Here is a 17,193-nt window from a genome sequence, read left to right on the forward strand (position 1 = left end):
TTCGGCTAGAGACGATGAGAAGCCGCAGTTGCGTTAAGGAATCCTTCTTTCTCTGCGGGATCGCCTGATGCGACCTGCGGCTTCCTGTCGTTTTCGACCAACCTCTCCATGTGAAGAAACGGGTGATTTGATTGGCTCAACGAACAGCAACCATCAAGAGCAAATTCAACTGGAAAGAGAATGCGTTTGCGTATGCGCTCCTTCTGCCTTCTCTGATTTTCCTGGCCTTGTTCACGTTTTACCCGACGCTCAAGTCGATCTATCTCAGTTTCTACAGCTCCAGCTTCGAAAGCAGCACGTTTGTCGGGCTCGATCAGTATAAATCCGTCCTGCAGGATGAAGTGTTCCGCAAAGTCATTAAGAACAACATTCTGCTGGCGGTCGGCACGGTTCCGACGAGTATTTTTCTCGCCATCTACATGGCCATCTGGGTGAATAACAAGCTGAAGGGCAACGGGCTACTCCGTGCCGCCTTTTTCTACCCGACTATCATTCCGATGATTGCCATCGCCAACGTCTGGCTGTTCATCTATACGCCGGATTACGGGCTTCTGGACAAATTCCTCGGTGTATTCGGCATCGACAGTCCCAACTGGCTCGGCAGTCCCGAGTGGGTTATGTACGCCATGATGTTTATGGTCATCTGGAAGGAAGCCGGGTACTTCATGATTTTTTACCTGGCGGGGCTGCAAAGTCTGCCTAAGGAAGTGTATGAAGCCGCCAAGATGGAAGGCGCGAGTCCTTTTCAGGTGTTCCGCAAAATTACGTTTCCGCTGCTGATGCCTACCACGACGTTCGTTTTTATCATCGCGGTGACGAATTCCTTCAAACTGGTGGACCATCTGTACATTATGACCAAGGGCGGCCCGGACAACGGGAGCAACCTGCTGCTCTATCACATTTACGAAACGGCGTTCAGCTTCTGGGACATGGGCAAAGCTTCCGTGCTGACGGTCATCCTGCTCGTCATTCTGCTTGCCGTATCCATTTTCAACTACGCTTACCTCGATAAAAAAATCCATTACTAGGAGAAAGGAGAGGCACCCTTTATGCATCAAGTCATCAACCGGACGATTGTTATACTGCTTGCCATCGCCTTCCTGATCCCGCTGGTATGGACGGTGTTCACTTCCTTCACGCCTTCGGAAGAAATCATTACGCGTGCCAATCCGTTTGCGATTGAAAATCCGACCTTTATAAACTACATCAACGCGTGGAAAACGATTCCGTTCCTCCAGTATTACTGGAATACGATCGTCATTGTCGTCGGCATCCTGGCCGTTCAGCTCTTTACGGTCACTTTGGCTGCCTATGCGTTTGCCCGGTTGAATTTTGTCGGCTCGGGTATTCTGTTCATCATCTTCCTGACGCAGATCATGATTCCGCCGGACATTCTGATCTATCCGAACTATACGATCATGAAAGAGCTGAACCTTGTCGACACGAAGCTGGCGATCATGCTGCCGTACTGGGCTTCCTCGTTCGGAGTGTTCCAGCTGCGCCAGACGTTCAAGCAGATTCCGCTCGATCTGGACGAAGCGGCACGCATGGACGGCTGCAAATGGTGGCAGACGCTCTGGTACGTGTACCTGCCCGCCGCCAAACCGACTTACATTGCGTTCGGCCTTATTTCCGTGAGCACCCACTGGAGCAACTTCATGTGGCCGCTCGTCGTTACGAACTCCGTCGAATCCCGTCCGCTTACCGTGGGGATTGCGATTTTCGCCCAGTCGTTCGAAACCGGTGCCCAGTGGGGAACGGTCACGGCGGCGACGCTGATGGTTATCCTGCCTCTGCTTATCGCGTTCTTCGTGTTCCAGAGACAATTCGTCGACAGCTTTATGCATTCCGGCATCAAGTAGGGGGCGCGCAGACATGGAACTGATTTTAATGGGAACGGCGTGCGCCTCCTCGGGCAGAGACAGAGACAATACGTATCTGCTTTTGCGCGATACGGGCGGGAGCACCCTCATAGATATCGGGGGCAACCCGCTCGGGAAGCTGAAAACACTCGGGCTTACAACGCACGAAATCAAGCGGGTCGTCTTTACACATGTTCATATCGATCATATTTACGGTCTGCCTTCCCTGCTCTGGGGGATGTGGATCGACGGCCGTGAAGATCCGCTGGAAATTTACTGCGACGAGTCGGAGAAAGAATGGCTCCAAAACTGGCTGGAGCTGATGAGGCTGACGAAATGGCCCGTGGCTTTCGAGATTTCGGTCCGGACGTTCCAGTGGGAGAAGCCTGCGCTTTTATGGCAAGAAAACGAGACAGCCCTGACGGTTTTTCCGAGCAGGCATGGCGTTGCCGCCGTCGGGATCAAGGTGGAGCACAGCGGAACGGTATTCGTTTATTCGACGGATACGACGCCAAACCCGCTCATTCGGGATATGGTCCGGATCGATCTGCTTGTCCATGAATCGACGACGGCGGAGAGAAGTCTGGCAATGCACAGCACCTTGCGCGAAATTGCCGGTTACTATGACTGGGGCAAAATCGGCCGGGGCATACTCGTGCACCTGACCGACGACGAACCTTACGAAGAACTGTTGAAGGAAATTCCGGCGGAGGTTTCTTCCAAAATATCGTTGGGCCGGGAGCTGGAAAGAATCCCTTTAACCGGCGCAATTTTAAATGGAAAAAGTGAAGCACCCGAGTAACAGGGCGTTTCGGCAGGTTACGTGAGAGCCTATGTGAGAGAAAGGGAGTGAAGAGGTGGATCATTATGCGGGCTATATATTTGATTTGGACGGAACGATTTACCTGGGCGATCATGCGATCGAAGGAGCGGTGGAAACGATCCATCATCTGCAGTCCAGAGGAAAGAAGCTTCTGTTTTTGACAAACAAGACAATCGAATCCCGTGAAAATTACGTTAAAAAGCTGGACAAATTCGGCGTGAAAATCGGCATGGAACAGATGCTGAATCCCGCGCTCGTCACGATCCATTATTTGCAGAATCACTATCCGGGCCAGAAGGTATACGTCATCGGTGAGCCGATTCTAAAAGAAGAATTTCTGGAAAACGGCATCCGGTTCGCGGACACGCCGGAGGAGACCGGTGTGGTCGTCATTTCCTGGGACCGCGATTTTCACTACAACCACCTGGACTTCGCTTACCAGGCGATCAAGCATGGTGCGGAAGCCATCGCTACCCATCCTGACAGAACGTGCCCGATGCCGGGCGGAGACGTTCCCGACTGCGGAGGGATGATCGGGGCCATCGAAGGCACCACCGGCAAAAAGGTCACCCTGATTATGGGCAAGCCTTCCGTCATGACGGCACTGACCGCGCTCGATATTTTGCAGGTGGAAGCGAAGGACTGCCTGATGACCGGAGACCGTCTGGAGACGGACATCCGGATGGGAGCCGAGGCGGGAATGAGCACCGCGCTTGTCCTCACGGGCATTACGAGCGAAGAAGACGTCGCATCGGCCGAGTTTAAGCCGACCTACGTGCTGCCTTCCGTTCACGCCATTATGAAACAAGGCTGTTCTTCCCAGTAGCAAACCGCTGGATACACAAACACAAGTGCGGCTTTGAGGCGCCGGGAAATACGGCATGGTTACTTGCACCAAGGGATTGATGGGACTGAACGTTTGATTGGACCGGAGACCTGGAGAATGTTTAATCAACGATGAGGTGATGAGGATGAAAGAGACGACAGAACGTGCACAGAGAGTGGCTTATTGCCTGAAAAAGAAACCCGTGATTACAAGCCTGATGAATGCGGAGGAGCTGCCGGGCATTTTGCAGACCTCCTCCAATATCGTTTTTATATTGAAATCGGACATTTTTATGATCGAAGGCATTGTGGAAAAAATCCGCGAAGCCGGGAAACTGTCTTTCGTCCATTTCGACCTGATTGAAGGAATCGGCAAAGACAAGGCGGGAGTCGCCTATATGGCGGAGAAAATCGGCATCGACGGGATTGTCACGACGAAGAACAACATTATCGCCGAAGGGAAGAAATACGGCCTGATTACCGTACAGCGGCTGTTCGTATTCGACTCGGTATCGCTGGATAACGGCATTAAAATGACTAAAAGCTCCCAGCCTGACGCGATCGAGGTTCTTCCGGGAATGGTCTGCTCGCGGATTATGAAACGGATCCGGGCCGAAGTGGATGTGCCGGTCATTGCCGGCGGTCTGATGACCGATCTGGAAGACTTTAATGCCGCTCTCGGCAGCGGGGTTATCGGTATTTCGACCTCCAGCAAGGAATTGTGGCGCTGGCAGGATGAAAACCGCTAGGCCCGTCTTAACAATTTCTTCATTAGATGTGCGGCGCCGGATGCGTTAGGATATTCAAGGGATTTCTATAGATGTTTTGGTATGGTTTCCGCGTATTAGGAACGATGCGTCTCCTTTGGGAAATAACGGTTGAATACTTGTGGATGGCTTTGATAACACGATCCGCTTTTATTCGGCCGTTTTTCATATAAACGATATGCCTAGGAGGATGAAGAATGCGCAAAAGTTTACGCAACAAGATGGCCGGTGTCTTGACTCTGGCCCTGGCGGCGGCTCCGTTTCTTCCGGTTTCGCCGGCTCAGTCCGTTCAGGCTGCGGCCGTTCCGAAGCTGCTCATTACGGAATTGGTGCCGGACACGACCAATTTCGCGAGCTACGACGCTTTCGAGTACATCGAGGTGTACAACAACAGCGCCGTACAGGTCGACCTGCAGGGCTACCGGTTCAAGGCGGGAAGCTGGAACGCTCAAATCGCCCAGTCCTACAAGCTGGGACCTTGGGAGACCGGCGTGGTCTGGACACGGAGAGCCGAAATCGCTCCGCTTGGCAAAGAGGCGTTCAACAGCTATTATTCCCTTTCCTACGCAAGCAAGTATGTGCCGGACAGCAAGCTTCACATCATTGAAAATGTCGGCGGCCTGACGAACAGCGGTACGCAGACCGTCACGATTCTGGACCCGGCGGGCGCGGAAGCGGTCAAGGCTTCGTACACGGCCGACGATGTGGCCGAAGGCAAGACGATCACCTACCGCTACCCGGCGGCAGGCGGTACGGCGATGCAGAAGATCGCCGGTCTGCAGGCACCGACGCCGGGCAGACTTCTCGCCGGACAAGCCCCGGCCCGTCCGAAGCAGGACAATCAGGCTCCCCAGGCACCGGCCGGGGTTACGGCTGCGGCGGGCGGCGGCAGCGCGAAGCTCGCGTGGTCGGCGAACCCGGAGGGAGACGTGTTCCAGTACAACATCTACCAGAACGGAGCGCTGCTCTATACGGTTCCCGCTTCCCAGCGTGAGTTCACGGCGTTCTCCCTGATCGGAAACAAGCCGTATACGTTCCAGATCAGTGCCGTCGATCTGTCCGAGAACGAGTCGGCCAAAACGTCCGTAACGGTTACGCCTTCCCACCAGCTGATCACGCAGGAAGAAAGAGCCGTCAATCCGAAGGACGCCAAGTACCAGAGCCTGTGGAACATCAGCTCCGACGGTCCGGTCGTTCCGGGACTGAAACAGGATCTCGTCCCGCAGGGGATGGCGTATTACCAGGCCAACAACTGGCTGCTCACCGTGGCGTATCTGGAAGACGGCCGCCCCGCGACTTTGACTGTCACGGACGCTTCGACGAACCAGTACGTCAAGTCCATCGTGCTGTACAACAGTGACGGCACTCCGTACACCGGGCATGCCGGAGGCGTGGCGGTCAGCCGGGATCACGTGTGGATCGCCTCCGAAGGCGCGCTGCACCAGCTCCGTCTGAGCGATGTGACCGGCGCCCAGAACAACGGCGAAGTCTCCTTCATCGGCTCCGTGCCGGTACCTGTGGACGCGGCGTTCAACACGTTCGCCGACGGCGTTCTTTGGGTGGGCGAGTTCTACGAAGCGAAGAGCTACCCGACCGATCCGAGCCACAAGCTCGTGAACCGCGACGGCGTGCAGCATTACGCCTGGACCGCGGGATACCGGCTCGACCCGGTCACGGATACGATCCGTTCGGACAAGTGGAACGGCAGCGCCGGTACCCCGGCCGTGCCGGACTATCTCTTATCCATAACGGAGAAGATCCAGGGCATCGCGTTTATGCAGAACTCCGTCGTGCTCAGCCAATCCTACGGACGCGGCAACGACAGCACGCTGTACCGCTACAACAACCCGCTGCAGGAGCCGGCCCACGCCACGGGAACCGTGGGCGGGACAAGCGTGCCCGTCTGGTTCCTCGACGGGCAGTCCGCCAAGGCCACGAACAGCAAGCTGACCGCCGTACCGATGACCGAGGGCATCGTGCCGGTGGGCGGCGACCTGTTCGTCCTGTTCGAATCCGGCGCGAACAAATACCGGTACACGACGACGTACATCATGGACCGCGTTCTCAAAATCAACTGGAACCAGTGGGACCAGATGTAAATAGCCGGACCGTCCGCTTCTCGGGAAGCGGGCGGTTTTTTTATTTTGCGGGAAAAGGCGGAGGGATGTAAGATAAAGGAAATGAGGTGGGAAGGGTGAGAACGCTATCTTCATCTATATCGTGCTGATTGCGGTCGGTCTCTTGATGCTGCTCGCGCCGGGGGCCGTCTGGGCCGTCAAGGAAAGCTGGAAATCGAACGACGGAACGGAGCCGTCGGATCTGTATCTGTTCTCCACAAGGATCGGCGGAGGAATTTTTCTGCTTATTGGAATAGCCGGTATTGCAGTCAGTCTGCTGTGAGCGGTGAATTCGTTTAAACGAGGGATGAGATCATGATAAAAAAGTGGAACAGCACGTTTTTCGGTACGCTCTTGTTGACCCTGCTTTTGAGTGTCCTTCACGGAGCGGGCGGAGAGCTGCTTTTTGTGAGTGCCTATAAGTACTCTGCGGTAGTTGCGAGCCCAGATCTCGCCGTGGCTGTCCTGACGATTGTGTACGCGCTTCCGGTTCTTGCATGGTTCCGGACGAAATATTGGGCCGCGTTGGCTTTTCTTCTTGTGCTTAGCCCGCTGGGCTCCTTGTTGTTTCTTTTCATCGGAAGACTGTTTTTTTCGACCGCGGAAGGTGACTTGGGAGCCGGAATACTTTGGTTCATTACGACGGGGATCAATCTTGTGAGCGTTGTGCTCGGCACACTTCTCGGAGGCTTGACCAACCTGATGCTGCACAGCAGGCATATGCTGAATTCTTGACCTACTCTGTTGTTGTATAAAAAAGGAGGACCCACCTATGCCGATTCAGGCGGTACTTTTCGATTTCGACGGCACGCTGGCGGATACGCTGCCGCTTTCTTTCGACGCTTTCCGGGCCGTTTTTGAAACGTACGAAAACGAAACGCTGTCCGACGAACAGATTACGGCCAAGTTCGGGCCGACCGAGGATGACATCATCCGGCGGAATGTCTCGGACACATCCAAAGCGGAAGCGGCCATAGCGGATTACTATGCTTTTTATGAAAATCATTTTCATGAAAGAGTAAGCATGCCCGGGGATATCGTCCACATGCTGGAGGATTTAAGCGGGCAAGGAGTCCGGATGGTCATCATAACGGGCAAAAGTAGAAGATCCCTCGATGTAAGCTTGAACAAGCTGGGCATTGAGAGGTATTTCTGCTTCACCGTATCGGGTGACGAGGTGGAACGGCCTAAACCGGACCCCGAGGGGATTTTTGCGGCGCTGAAAAAGCTGGGGATATCCAAGGAGGACGCGATCTTCGTCGGAGACAGCAGCGCGGATATTAAGGCCGGGAAGTCGGCCGGATTGACGACGATCGGAGCTCATTGGTTCGAGACCGTTCAAACGGCGCGGTTTTCTCCGGAGCCCGACGATGTGTTGAGGAATGTCCAGGAACTTGCGGAGCTTGTGAAGCAAGCCGGAACAACCGCAGAGCGCTAAGAAACATATATAGAAGGGAAAAATCATCATGACCTGTCAAAAAGCACTGGAAGCTTACATAGCCGCTACGAACATGCACGACTTCCTAGAAGTCGGAAAACTTCTTCATCCGCAGGCCGTCTACTGGTTCACGGACAGGAGCTGCACCACGCCGGAGCAGATCCGTGCGTACTTCGAGAACGCATGGGACCTCATTCGCGAAGAGGTGTATGCGGTCCGTGATGTGCAGTGGATTGCGGAAGGGCCGCAGTCGGCTGCCTGCATTTACACGTATGTTTGGGAAGGCTATCACAAAGGGAAATTCGTTTCGGGCAGCGGACGCGGTACGAATGTGTTCGTCAAGGACGTCGAGGGCGAGTGGAAGCTTGTGCATGAGCATCTGAGCGGGAGCGTTCAGGTTTAACGGGAGACGGATCAAGGCTGAGTTTACTGGAGGCGGTCCGCAACGCGAGTAACCAGGGTTATGCTTACAATATAGGGATTGGAATCCGAAGGAGAGAAACGATGAGCAGCTCATTTCAATTCGTACCCCTTAGTCAACTAAAAGACAAGTTTCCCGAGAACTCCTGGTGGGCAAGACACCATCAAGATTTTAACGAAGATCATATTGCGGCTTATCATAACGGGGATCTAACCTTGTCTTCTCTCGACCTGGATTGGGAGAAGCCGTTTCCGCAGCAGCAAGAAACGATTCTTATTTTCATTGAAGGCAATCTTACCGTGGGCAACCTTTACAATGAAGATACGGATGGCGCTATAGGGCTTATGGTGATAGGGGATGTGACAGCCAAAAATATGGCGGTGGGCGGTCAGGAAATCTATATCGAGGGAAATCTGGCAGTCGAAGAAATTTTGTGCGGCTCCTACAATCATGGAGAAACTATTGTTAAAGGTAATCTGCATGCAACGGTGTTAATCGAAGATGACGAATACCGGTTCAAGACGGGCGGACAACAATGGGCCGCATGTACAGTAAACGCCTGGAACGGAGAGGGCGTTTGTCAGGAGCTTCCCGTGGACATTCGGGAAGTGCTCGTCGACGATATTTTTCTGGATATAGAGGATGAAGATGACGATGAGATAGGTTTTTCTTTCGGCATGCTTATTTCTGTTCTTAAAGAAGGCCGTTCCGCGCTAAAAAGTTTGAATGAGGCTCTTCAGAGAAAAAAACCTGTTCAGCTATACGTTACCGATAACACGCTCAATGAAGACAACATCATGAAACTGACCCGGTCAGTTTTGATGCCGGATGACAAGCACTATTTTGATTTTGAGGAACAAGATGTCTACTTTAGAGTTAACCGGGAATATGTGGATGCGGAGAACGACAAACTGAACCCTGGTATTTACATAAGGGATGAAGATAACCACTATTTTATTTATCTTGAAGAAGACCATGCCGTCAGTCTGCAAAGAAAAACGGCGGATGAAGGAGCGGAGTGGGAGGACATTACCGATGAGCCCGCAGGAGCAGTTGTCGGATATTATCGACTACTGGATCATGCTGCTAACCTGCGTTAATGCAGCCGAGTTGTATTTGCCGGGCGTTGACAGGCGTTACTTGGAGGGAATTTTGCAGCATCCTGCGATTCAGGCATTGGACCCGGCAGGAGAGGAAAACGACGGCTTCTGGGATGGCTCCAAGTATTATCGTTTTCGGCAGGCGCATACGGACGAGGATGGGGACAAACTGGATGCCCGAGTTGAAATTCAGACTCCGGACGGAGCCTTCTATTTTTATACTTTAGGCAGTGAACAATATGTTTCCCGGCATTATCAGCCTCCTGACCAGTACGGCCGCGAGAACATTTCTTATTTAAACCCCACACGGTGGGAAGCATCCGAAAGGTATTTCACGAAGTTCATGCAGTTCATATCCCGGGAAATAACGGAGAGTGCTGACACTGAAGATGAATTGTAAAAAAGGCTCTAGCTCAGATCGCAAAAAAACTTCGGCATTATCGTGCCGGAGCTTTTTTGCATTAATTCGAAGAGCCGCAGAGGCATAAAGTATTACCGCACATAGCCGGTCGGCAGTTTTCATGCAGACTTAAAAATACGGTTGACACGACACCGAATGGTGTCCTATAATTCAAAGTGACACCAAACGGTGTCTAATTAAAAGCCAGTCAATAACAAGATTGAAACTTGAATATGTTTCGCTTATAACACGTATAAGGAGGAAACAAAATGAGCACGATCATCCGTACGGAAATAACTGCGAAAGCAGAAACCCGGCCCCGCGGAAATACGATCGCTTATTGGACCGTGACCTTACTGCTCGCAATATCCATTACGTTAAGCGGTATCGGGCAGCTAATGCGATTGGGAGGTAATGCAGACTTGGTGACCGGTATCGGATTCCCGCTATACGTTACGCACATTCTCGGGACTTGGAAGTTACTCGGAGTCATCGCTATTATCGTGCCGGGTTTTCCCCGGCTTAAAGAATGGGCTTACGCCGGCATTTTCTTCCTAATGACGAGCGCGGCTTTATCACATGCGTTTGCCGGCGATTATGGGGATAGCGGGTTTAATCTTATTCTTCCGCTTTTTTATGCCGCACTGACTATTGCCTCCTGGGCATTGCGTCCGGATAGCCGTAAAATGTACAGGGGAGCGGTAAAATTATCGGCTGCCCCATCGTACAACCAGTAGGATACGGCTGCAAAACGAATGAATTGGAGAGGCTGCGTTCGGTGCCCTCATTTTAAGGAAACCAAAAGATAAGAGGAGAGATGAAAATGTCGTCTATCGTTGATTTTAAAAATGTGTCCACGGCCGGTCTAGAGTCTTCACCTGTTGCGGAAGCGCTTGCCGGATTACGTGCGAATGAAGCCCGTTATTTTATGAACAAATACAAGCATGAGTTTACGGTTGTACCCGCCGGCGAAAGTCAGGAGAACCTGGATTATGTGAACCGTATTTTGAAGGAAGAACGTGATATCGAGTTTGCGGCCAAACCTTTGGAAACGTCGCGTTTTCAAGTGGAAAATATTCAATTTACTTATGTCTTTTATGAAGACGGACTTGCGCTCAATGTTATGTATACGGTCGATAACCCCAAGAAACGGGCCGTCGGATTTAAGCTTTCGGAGGGGATGGAGGTACCGCAGGAGTTAGAAGGGAAGTTTAAGTTTGCCAGACAAAAGTCCGCATTGGCCGGAACGATTCGGGGCTCGTTTTTTGTAATCAAAGGGGAATATTAAGGGAAGCAAAATGCAAGTGGAGGAATCGTTGCCCGAACACGACGAAGCCTGCACGCTGCCCATCGAAAAAATTGGAACGATTCCGGGGTTCGGGTCTGTTCGGGACTGAACCGGACTCCCGTTCCCAGCCATAGGAAAAGCGGCCGCCTTCATCTTTCGGAAGGCGGCCGCTTTTTTTATTTGAAGAGGAGGGGCAGGGCCGGCGGGGTCCGTTGTGCGGGTTGGGAACTCATTCCTCCTTTCTGAGATCACTATATGCGAGATTAATAGAAAGATGGCGGCGGCCGCCCGAATCTATGAAAAAGAATCTGGAATCCCTAATAAAAAAGTTCTTTTATGTTCACTACCGTTGTGATAAGCTAAAAACGAACATAAATGAACATAAACGTACCTTATAGGAGGTTGACCCATATGGAAATTCGTCACACGACAAACCCGGCTGATTTTAAAACCTTTACGACCGAACGCATGAGAAAAGACTTTTTGATCGAAAACCTGTTTCAGGAAGAACGCATTTCGATGGTCTACACCCATTATGACCGCATGGTCATCGGAGGCGCGGTTCCCGTCAAGGAAACGCTGGAACTTGAAGCGGCCGACACGCTTAAAACAGAATACTTCCTGGAGCGCCGCGAAGTCGGTTTCCTGAACATCGGCGGAGACGCGGTCATCACGGCGGACGGAGAAAGCTTTGAGCTGGGCCGTCTGGACGCGCTGTATGTGGGCAAAGGGAACAAGAAAGTGACGATCGCCAGTAAGGATGCTGCGAATCCGGCACGCGTTTATTTCTGTTCGGCTCTCGCTCATGCGGAAATTCCGACGAGAAAAATTTCGATCAAGGAAGCGAATCCGAACCACCTCGGTTCCCTGGAAACGTCCAACGAGCGGATTCTGAACCAGTACATTCATGCCGACGGCATTCAAAGCTGCCAGCTGATGATGGGCGTTACCCAGCTCAAAACGGGAAGCGTCTGGAACACGATGCCGGCTCATATTCATGACCGCAGAATGGAAGCTTACCTCTACTTCGATCTGAAGGAAGACGCGCGCGTATTCCATATGATGGGCGAACCTTCGGAGACGCGTCACCTCGTCGTTTCCAATGAACAGGGCGTCATTTCGCCGAGCTGGTCCATCCATTCCGGAGCGGGAACAAGCAACTATTCGTTCATCTGGGCTATGGCCGGTGAAAATTATACCTTTAAAGATATGGATATGGTGCCTATGAACGAGTTAAAGTAGAAGCATGAACCTGTTTTACAGGCAAGGAGGAATTATTCATGCTGGCTGCTGAGCGCCATCGTACCATTCTGGAAGAACTGGAAAGCCGGAAAAGCGTCAAGGTTTCCGAGCTTAGCGATAAATTTCAGGTGACGGAAAAGACGATCCGCGAGGATCTCGAAAAGCTGGAGGAGAAAGGGCTTCTGAAGCGGACCCACGGGGGCGCCGTCCCCTTGCCGGACGAAGAGAGCCTGCTGCCGCAGATTCCGAATATCAAGCACGTCCGTGAAAAGTCCGCCATCGCCGAGTACGCGCTGACTTTCATCGAACCGCACGACATTATCGCGCTCGACGCCGGGAGTACGACACTGGAGATCGCCCGCAAAGTGAAGAACATGCCGCTCACGGTTCTGACCAACGATCTGCTCATTATCCGCGAGCTGACGGCCAAGGATCAGATCCGGCTTGTCGTTCCGGGCGGATACCGGCATCATAACCTGCTCGTCGGCACCGATCCGGATTGGGTGAAGAAGCTCAACGTGCATAAGCTGTTTCTGTCCGCCACCGGCATTCATCCGGATTACGGGCTGACCATTTTTACGGAAGAACTGACAAGGCTCAAGCGTGTCTACATGGAATGCGCGAAAACGATTTACTGCGTCGCCGATCACAAGAAATTCGGCAAAGGCGCCTTGATTACGTTTGCCGGACTTGACGAGATCGACTATGTGATCACGGACAGCGGCATCGGTTCCGAAACGCTGAGCAAATACGGGGAAGCCGTCAACATTTTGCAGGCACCCCTCTAATAACCGTTAGGCTAAGGAAGGTGTACAGAATGAACTTATTTGATTTGTCCGGCAAAAAAGCCGTCGTAACCGGGGCGGGACGCGGTCTCGGGGCCGCTATCGCGATCGGCCTCGCCGAGGCGGGAGCGGACGTGGCGCTGGTGACGAACCGGACGCCCGCGGACGACGTCAAGGCCCGGGTGGAGAGCTTCGGCCGCCGCGCGGTCACCATCCAGGCGGATGTGTCCGACCGCAGCCTGCTGCCCGGCGTGATCGGCCAAGCCCTCGAAGGCTTGGGCGGACTCGACATTCTGGTCAACAACGCGGGCATCATCCGGCGCAAGCCGGCCGCCGAGCATGACTACCAGGACTGGCAGGATGTGCTGGACGTGAACCTGAACTCCGTGTTCATGCTCTGCCAGCTTGCCGGCCGCCATATGATTGCCCAAGGTTCCGGCAAAATCATCAACGTGGCTTCCATGCTGTCGTTTCAGGGGGGCATCAACGTGCCCGGCTACACATCCAGCAAACATGCCGTTGCCGGCCTGACCAAAGCTCTGGCGAACGAGTGGGCCTCCAAGGGCATCCAGGTCAACGCCATCGCTCCAGGCTACATGAGCACGGACAACACCGAAGCGCTGCGCGACGATCCGGTCCGCAGCAAGCAGATTCTCGAACGGATTCCGGCTGCGCGCTGGGGCACGTCCGAGGATCTGATGGGACCGGCCGTGCTGCTCGCCTCCCGTGCCTCGGATTACATGAACGGACACGTTCTGTGCGTCGACGGGGGCTGGATGGTCCGTTAATGCCGTCCCGCCCGTTATTTCCGCTTCATCGGACAGGACCGAACTCTCCTGCATAAAGCAAAGCCCTTCCGGGTTACAATGAGAACATCCTTCTCGTGTAATCCGGCAAGGGTTTTTTTGCGTTGAGCAGGCAAATTTAATCAGCACAGGGAAAAAAGGACTCCTAAAAGACTTGTGAAGTTTATAGGAATATGATTGACTAGAAACTTTTTAAACCCTATAATATTTCGTATGCAAAATATTTGGAGGCGAATAGTAAAGAAGGGAAGGAATCCGCATTGGAAAAACAGGAACGCAGTCACCGGATATTTCAATCGTACCGGGAAGTTAATCATGCTTTTTTCCAAGTCTTGATGAAAGCGGCCCAGCTGTATGGCTTGACGCCGGTCCAACTGCTCACCCTGAAAAATTTGAAGGAGCATCCCCGTATCGGATTGGGGGAACTGAGCGAGCATATTTTGCTGGGGACCAGCACGACGAGCGGGATTGTGGACCGTCTGGTCAAAGCGGGGCTCGTTTCCCGGGAGCGTTCGGAGACGGACCGCCGGTCCGTGACGCTCAAGCTGACGGAGAAAGGGCTGGAACAGTGGAACCTGGTCGAACGGGACCACATGGACCGATTGTATATTCTCGCTTCGGTATCCGAAGAGGATCAGCGGCAGCTGGAGCGTATCAATACACAAATCTTAGACATTTTACAGAAAGTGAGAGATGAAGAAACCCATGAGCACAGAAGCACCCAAATTTAAGCGGGGCCCCATTGTGGCCTCCCTGCTGATCGGAGCGTTCGTCGCGCTCCTCAGCCAGACCTTCCTCAACGTCGCTCTGCCGGGCATGATGAAGGATCTTAAAGTAAACGAGAACACCATCCAGTGGCTGTCCAACGGTTATATGCTGGTCAGCGGTGTTCTCGTCCCGATCAGTGCCTTTCTGATCGAACGGTTTACGACGCGAAAGCTGTTTATCGCCGCGGTCGGCTTGTTTACGCTGGGCACGGTCATAAGCGGATTCGCCCCCGGGTTCGAGCTGCTGCTGACCGGCCGACTTGTCCAGGCGGCGGGCGCCGGCGTGCTTATGCCGCTGATGTCGATCGTCTTCCTGACGATCTTCCCCGTAGAGGAGCGCGGCAAAGCGATGGGCATGATGGGTGTCGCGATGATTTTCGCCCCGGCGATCGGCCCGACGCTGTCCGGCTGGATTATGGAACATTACAGCTGGCGCGCCCTGTTCTACATCATTATCCCGCTTTCCCTGTTCGCTCTGATCTTCGGTGCCGTATCGCTTAAAAACGTCACGCGCACATCCAAGCCGCGTCTTGACGTTCTCGGCGTCATTCTTTCGACCCTCGGTTTCGGCGGACTCTTGTACGGCTTCAGCGACGCCGGTAAAGACGGATGGGACAGCACGATTGTCGTGATCTGCCTGGCTGTCGGAGCCGTTTCCCTGATCCTGTTCATCTGGCGCGAGCTGGTGACCGAGAAGCCGATTCTGGAATTCCGTGTTTTCAAATTCAATATGTATTCCCTTACCACCGTCATTAACGTCATTATTACGATGGCGATGTTTTCCGGGATGATTCTTCTCCCGCTTTATCTGCAAAATATCCGCGGATTTACGCCTTTCGAATCCGGACTTCTGCTTCTCCCGGGCGCGATCCTGATGGGTATCATGTCTCCGATTACGGGGATTATCTTCGATAAAGTCGGAGCCCGCTGGCTTTCGGTCGTCGGCCTGCTGATTACGGCCGTAACGACTTACGAATTCAGCAAGCTTACCATCGAGACGACGTATACCACGCTTATTGTGCTCTACACGATCCGCAGCTTCGGCATGTCGATGCTGATGATGCCGATCCAGACGGCGGGGATGAACCAGCTGCCGCAGCGTCTGAACGCGCACGGCTCCGCTATGTCGCAGACGCTCCGGAACGTGGCCGGCGCCATCGGAACCGCTCTGCTTGTGTCCATTATGACCAATGCGTCCAAATCCCACGGAGCGGAGCTCCTAGCCGCGGGCGGCATTAATCCCGCCGACAAGGTCAAAATGGCGGAAATCGCCCAGCAGTCCGCGATCTACGGCATCAACTATTCCTTCGTCGTGGCGACGTGGATGACGGTGGCCGCTCTCATCATGGCCTTCTTTATCCGTAAGGTGAAGCCGCATGTCGAGATCAAGCACGAGAGTGTCGTGATCGATAATAAAGATGCCGAAGCCGTCACGGTTTCGTCAAAATAAGAGAAGACGGATATCGTCCCGGATGCCGCCCGCATGGCTGCTTCGGGGCGATTTTTTTTACTTTGCAACGGCATGCTCCAGGAAGGAATCTTCCTGAATGTTGTCGAATTTTGGAACCATGCAGGCTTTGCAGAGAGAGGGGATTTTTTTAAATGAAATGCAGCATTTGTCAAATGGTTAAAATCGTCGATATGAACAACGAAGCGCTGACGGAGCAGCTTTTTGTACACGGGGAAATCGAAGGGGCCGCGCTGACGGTAGGCGCTTCGGTCGTTACGCATTCGCTCGGACTGAAGAAATTCGAAGTCGTGTACGACAAGAGGGAAGGCATCGAATCGGCTCGCTTTAAAGTGGTCGACATCGAAGTGGACATGCTTCAGCATCCGTTTACGACCCGTGCCTACCTGGAGCCCCAGGTGCTCATCATCGGTCAGCACGATGTGGGTGAAACGGAGTAACCGGCGAGGCTTCGGGCAGAGCCGGCACAGCGGCTGAAAACCGTATTCTGATTGGATTCTCAGCGGATAATCGGCTATCATGGGAGAGACGACTTTGCTTACAAAGGAGAATGGAGACATGATGCGTTTATTCATGATGCTGGGAAGTATCAATATGTTTTTAGCGGTGGCGCTGGGTGCTTTCGGCGCTCATATGCTGAAAACGAAAATCAGTGCGGATATGCTTGCCGTCTACCAGACCGGCGTGCAGTATCATATGATTCATGCGGTCGGTCTTATCGTGATCGGTCTTGCCGCGAATCATCTGACGCAGAACCAGTCCCTGGTCAATGCCTCGGGCTGGGCGATCGTGATCGGAATTATTTTGTTTTCCGGAAGCCTCTATGTGATGAGTTTGTCCGGAATCAAAGTGTTAGGGGCCATTACGCCGTTTGGCGGGGTTGCCTTCCTGACAGGCTGGGTTTTGCTCGCGATTGCCGCTATGAAATAAGGGCCGGATTTATTCCGGCTCTTTTCTTTTTTGTAAGGGACTTAAATAATAGCAGGAAAATTTACCTAGTGCGTAGAAGTTGTTACCATTTGCACGTTTGCCTGTCGATAAAGTGCTTGACGGAAGACGAAAATGTCGATTGAGGGCGGATTAA

The 17,193-nt window shown here is 53.0% G+C and carries 21 protein-coding genes; all 21 read left to right on the forward strand.

The window, feature by feature from the left end; translation table 11 throughout:
* Positions 1–131: 131 nt before the first annotated feature.
* Complete coding sequence (locus tag ABC395_RS05330) at positions 132–1,028, forward strand: carbohydrate ABC transporter permease (protein ID WP_413001305.1); 897 nt, start codon at positions 132–134, stop codon at positions 1,026–1,028.
* A 21-nt stretch (positions 1,029–1,049) separates the two neighbouring features.
* Entirely contained in the window at positions 1,050–1,862 is an 813-nt protein-coding gene (locus tag ABC395_RS05335; RefSeq protein ID WP_103994727.1) for a carbohydrate ABC transporter permease, read from the forward strand.
* Between the two features lie 13 nt (positions 1,863–1,875).
* On the forward strand, positions 1,876–2,664 hold the full coding sequence (locus tag ABC395_RS05340) for an MBL fold metallo-hydrolase (RefSeq protein ID WP_413001307.1): 789 nt from the start codon (positions 1,876–1,878) through the stop codon (positions 2,662–2,664).
* A gap of 55 nt (positions 2,665–2,719) precedes the next feature.
* Positions 2,720–3,511: an HAD-IIA family hydrolase gene (locus ABC395_RS05345; protein ID WP_413001308.1), complete on the forward strand. Its 792-nt coding sequence runs from the start codon at positions 2,720–2,722 to the stop codon at positions 3,509–3,511.
* Positions 3,512–3,656: 145 nt separating this feature from the next.
* Positions 3,657–4,259 (forward strand): glycerol-3-phosphate responsive antiterminator, encoded by a 603-nt coding sequence (locus tag ABC395_RS05350; protein WP_016423882.1) that lies wholly within the window; start codon positions 3,657–3,659, stop codon positions 4,257–4,259.
* A 215-nt stretch (positions 4,260–4,474) separates the two neighbouring features.
* Entirely contained in the window at positions 4,475–6,376 is a 1,902-nt protein-coding gene (locus ABC395_RS05355) for a lamin tail domain-containing protein (RefSeq protein ID WP_413001310.1), read from the forward strand.
* Positions 6,377–6,497: 121 nt separating this feature from the next.
* Positions 6,498–6,677 carry a DUF6199 family natural product biosynthesis protein gene (locus ABC395_RS05360; RefSeq protein ID WP_487247441.1) on the forward strand — a complete coding sequence of 60 codons (180 nt, stop codon included), beginning with the start codon at positions 6,498–6,500 and terminating at the stop codon, positions 6,675–6,677.
* A 32-nt stretch (positions 6,678–6,709) separates the two neighbouring features.
* On the forward strand, positions 6,710–7,129 hold the full coding sequence (locus tag ABC395_RS05365) for a hypothetical protein (RefSeq protein WP_413001312.1): 420 nt from the start codon (positions 6,710–6,712) through the stop codon (positions 7,127–7,129).
* 37 nt (positions 7,130–7,166) lie between these two features.
* Complete coding sequence (locus tag ABC395_RS05370; RefSeq protein ID WP_413001314.1) at positions 7,167–7,832, forward strand: HAD family hydrolase; 666 nt, start codon at positions 7,167–7,169, stop codon at positions 7,830–7,832.
* 28 nt (positions 7,833–7,860) lie between these two features.
* On the forward strand, positions 7,861–8,235 hold the full coding sequence (locus ABC395_RS05375) for a YybH family protein (RefSeq protein WP_413001316.1): 375 nt from the start codon (positions 7,861–7,863) through the stop codon (positions 8,233–8,235).
* Positions 8,236–8,336: 101 nt separating this feature from the next.
* Positions 8,337–9,353 (forward strand): hypothetical protein, encoded by a 1,017-nt coding sequence (locus ABC395_RS05380; protein WP_413001317.1) that lies wholly within the window; start codon positions 8,337–8,339, stop codon positions 9,351–9,353.
* Positions 9,289–9,753: a hypothetical protein gene (locus tag ABC395_RS05385; RefSeq protein ID WP_413001319.1), complete on the forward strand. Its 465-nt coding sequence runs from the start codon at positions 9,289–9,291 to the stop codon at positions 9,751–9,753. The genes ABC395_RS05380 and ABC395_RS05385 overlap by 65 nt, the downstream gene beginning before the upstream one ends.
* A 269-nt stretch (positions 9,754–10,022) precedes the next feature.
* The gene (locus ABC395_RS05390; RefSeq protein WP_413001321.1) at positions 10,023–10,490 is read left to right on the forward strand and encodes a DoxX family protein; all 468 of its coding nucleotides are present in this window, start codon (positions 10,023–10,025) and stop codon (positions 10,488–10,490) included.
* An 86-nt stretch (positions 10,491–10,576) separates the two neighbouring features.
* Positions 10,577–11,041 (forward strand): phage tail protein, encoded by a 465-nt coding sequence (locus ABC395_RS05395; protein WP_413001323.1) that lies wholly within the window; start codon positions 10,577–10,579, stop codon positions 11,039–11,041.
* 411 nt (positions 11,042–11,452) lie between these two features.
* Positions 11,453–12,283, forward strand: a complete 831-nt coding sequence (gene kduI, locus ABC395_RS05400; protein WP_413001324.1) for a 5-dehydro-4-deoxy-D-glucuronate isomerase — start codon at positions 11,453–11,455, stop codon at positions 12,281–12,283.
* Between the two features lie 38 nt (positions 12,284–12,321).
* Positions 12,322–13,071 (forward strand): DeoR/GlpR family DNA-binding transcription regulator, encoded by a 750-nt coding sequence (locus tag ABC395_RS05405; protein WP_103994743.1) that lies wholly within the window; start codon positions 12,322–12,324, stop codon positions 13,069–13,071.
* A gap of 29 nt (positions 13,072–13,100) precedes the next feature.
* Entirely contained in the window at positions 13,101–13,856 is a 756-nt protein-coding gene (gene kduD, locus ABC395_RS05410) for a 2-dehydro-3-deoxy-D-gluconate 5-dehydrogenase KduD (protein WP_413001326.1), read from the forward strand.
* Between the two features lie 278 nt (positions 13,857–14,134).
* Positions 14,135–14,605, forward strand: a complete 471-nt coding sequence (locus tag ABC395_RS05415) for a MarR family winged helix-turn-helix transcriptional regulator (protein ID WP_413001327.1) — start codon at positions 14,135–14,137, stop codon at positions 14,603–14,605.
* Positions 14,580–16,091 (forward strand): DHA2 family efflux MFS transporter permease subunit, encoded by a 1,512-nt coding sequence (locus tag ABC395_RS05420; protein WP_413001329.1) that lies wholly within the window; start codon positions 14,580–14,582, stop codon positions 16,089–16,091. Before ABC395_RS05415 ends, ABC395_RS05420 begins: the two co-directional genes overlap by 26 nt.
* Positions 16,092–16,243: 152 nt before the next feature.
* The gene (locus ABC395_RS05425; protein ID WP_413001330.1) at positions 16,244–16,549 is read left to right on the forward strand and encodes a hypothetical protein; all 306 of its coding nucleotides are present in this window, start codon (positions 16,244–16,246) and stop codon (positions 16,547–16,549) included.
* 118 nt (positions 16,550–16,667) lie between these two features.
* Entirely contained in the window at positions 16,668–17,039 is a 372-nt protein-coding gene (locus ABC395_RS05430) for a DUF423 domain-containing protein (protein ID WP_413001332.1), read from the forward strand.
* The last annotated feature ends 154 nt before the right edge of the window (positions 17,040–17,193 follow it).

This window comes from Paenibacillus canaveralius (genome assembly GCF_047238265.1).
In the GTDB taxonomy this organism is placed as follows: domain Bacteria; phylum Bacillota; class Bacilli; order Paenibacillales; family NBRC-103111; genus Paenibacillus_F.

Bases quoted from the DNA above. Each gene is read 5' to 3' on its own strand.
- kduI (WP_413001324.1), top strand. From the start codon at position 11,453: ATGGAAATTCGTCACACGACAAACCCGGCTGATTTTAAAACCTTTACG.
- ABC395_RS05375 (WP_413001316.1), top strand. From the start codon at position 7,861: ATGACCTGTCAAAAAGCACTGGAAGCTTACATAGCCGCTACGAACATG.
- ABC395_RS05335 (WP_103994727.1), top strand. From the start codon at position 1,050: ATGCATCAAGTCATCAACCGGACGATTGTTATACTGCTTGCCATCGCC.
- ABC395_RS05350 (WP_016423882.1), top strand. From the start codon at position 3,657: ATGAAAGAGACGACAGAACGTGCACAGAGAGTGGCTTATTGCCTGAAA.
- kduD (WP_413001326.1), top strand. From the start codon at position 13,101: ATGAACTTATTTGATTTGTCCGGCAAAAAAGCCGTCGTAACCGGGGCG.
- ABC395_RS05355 (WP_413001310.1), top strand. From the start codon at position 4,475: ATGCGCAAAAGTTTACGCAACAAGATGGCCGGTGTCTTGACTCTGGCC.
- ABC395_RS05380 (WP_413001317.1), top strand. From the start codon at position 8,337: ATGAGCAGCTCATTTCAATTCGTACCCCTTAGTCAACTAAAAGACAAG.
- ABC395_RS05340 (WP_413001307.1), top strand. From the start codon at position 1,876: ATGGAACTGATTTTAATGGGAACGGCGTGCGCCTCCTCGGGCAGAGAC.
- ABC395_RS05405 (WP_103994743.1), top strand. From the start codon at position 12,322: ATGCTGGCTGCTGAGCGCCATCGTACCATTCTGGAAGAACTGGAAAGC.
- ABC395_RS05420 (WP_413001329.1), top strand. From the start codon at position 14,580: ATGAGCACAGAAGCACCCAAATTTAAGCGGGGCCCCATTGTGGCCTCC.
- ABC395_RS05365 (WP_413001312.1), top strand. From the start codon at position 6,710: ATGATAAAAAAGTGGAACAGCACGTTTTTCGGTACGCTCTTGTTGACC.
- ABC395_RS05425 (WP_413001330.1), top strand. From the start codon at position 16,244: ATGAAATGCAGCATTTGTCAAATGGTTAAAATCGTCGATATGAACAAC.
- ABC395_RS05395 (WP_413001323.1), top strand. From the start codon at position 10,577: ATGTCGTCTATCGTTGATTTTAAAAATGTGTCCACGGCCGGTCTAGAG.
- ABC395_RS05385 (WP_413001319.1), top strand. From the start codon at position 9,289: ATGAGCCCGCAGGAGCAGTTGTCGGATATTATCGACTACTGGATCATG.
- ABC395_RS05370 (WP_413001314.1), top strand. From the start codon at position 7,167: ATGCCGATTCAGGCGGTACTTTTCGATTTCGACGGCACGCTGGCGGAT.
- ABC395_RS05430 (WP_413001332.1), top strand. From the start codon at position 16,668: ATGATGCGTTTATTCATGATGCTGGGAAGTATCAATATGTTTTTAGCG.
- ABC395_RS05390 (WP_413001321.1), top strand. From the start codon at position 10,023: ATGAGCACGATCATCCGTACGGAAATAACTGCGAAAGCAGAAACCCGG.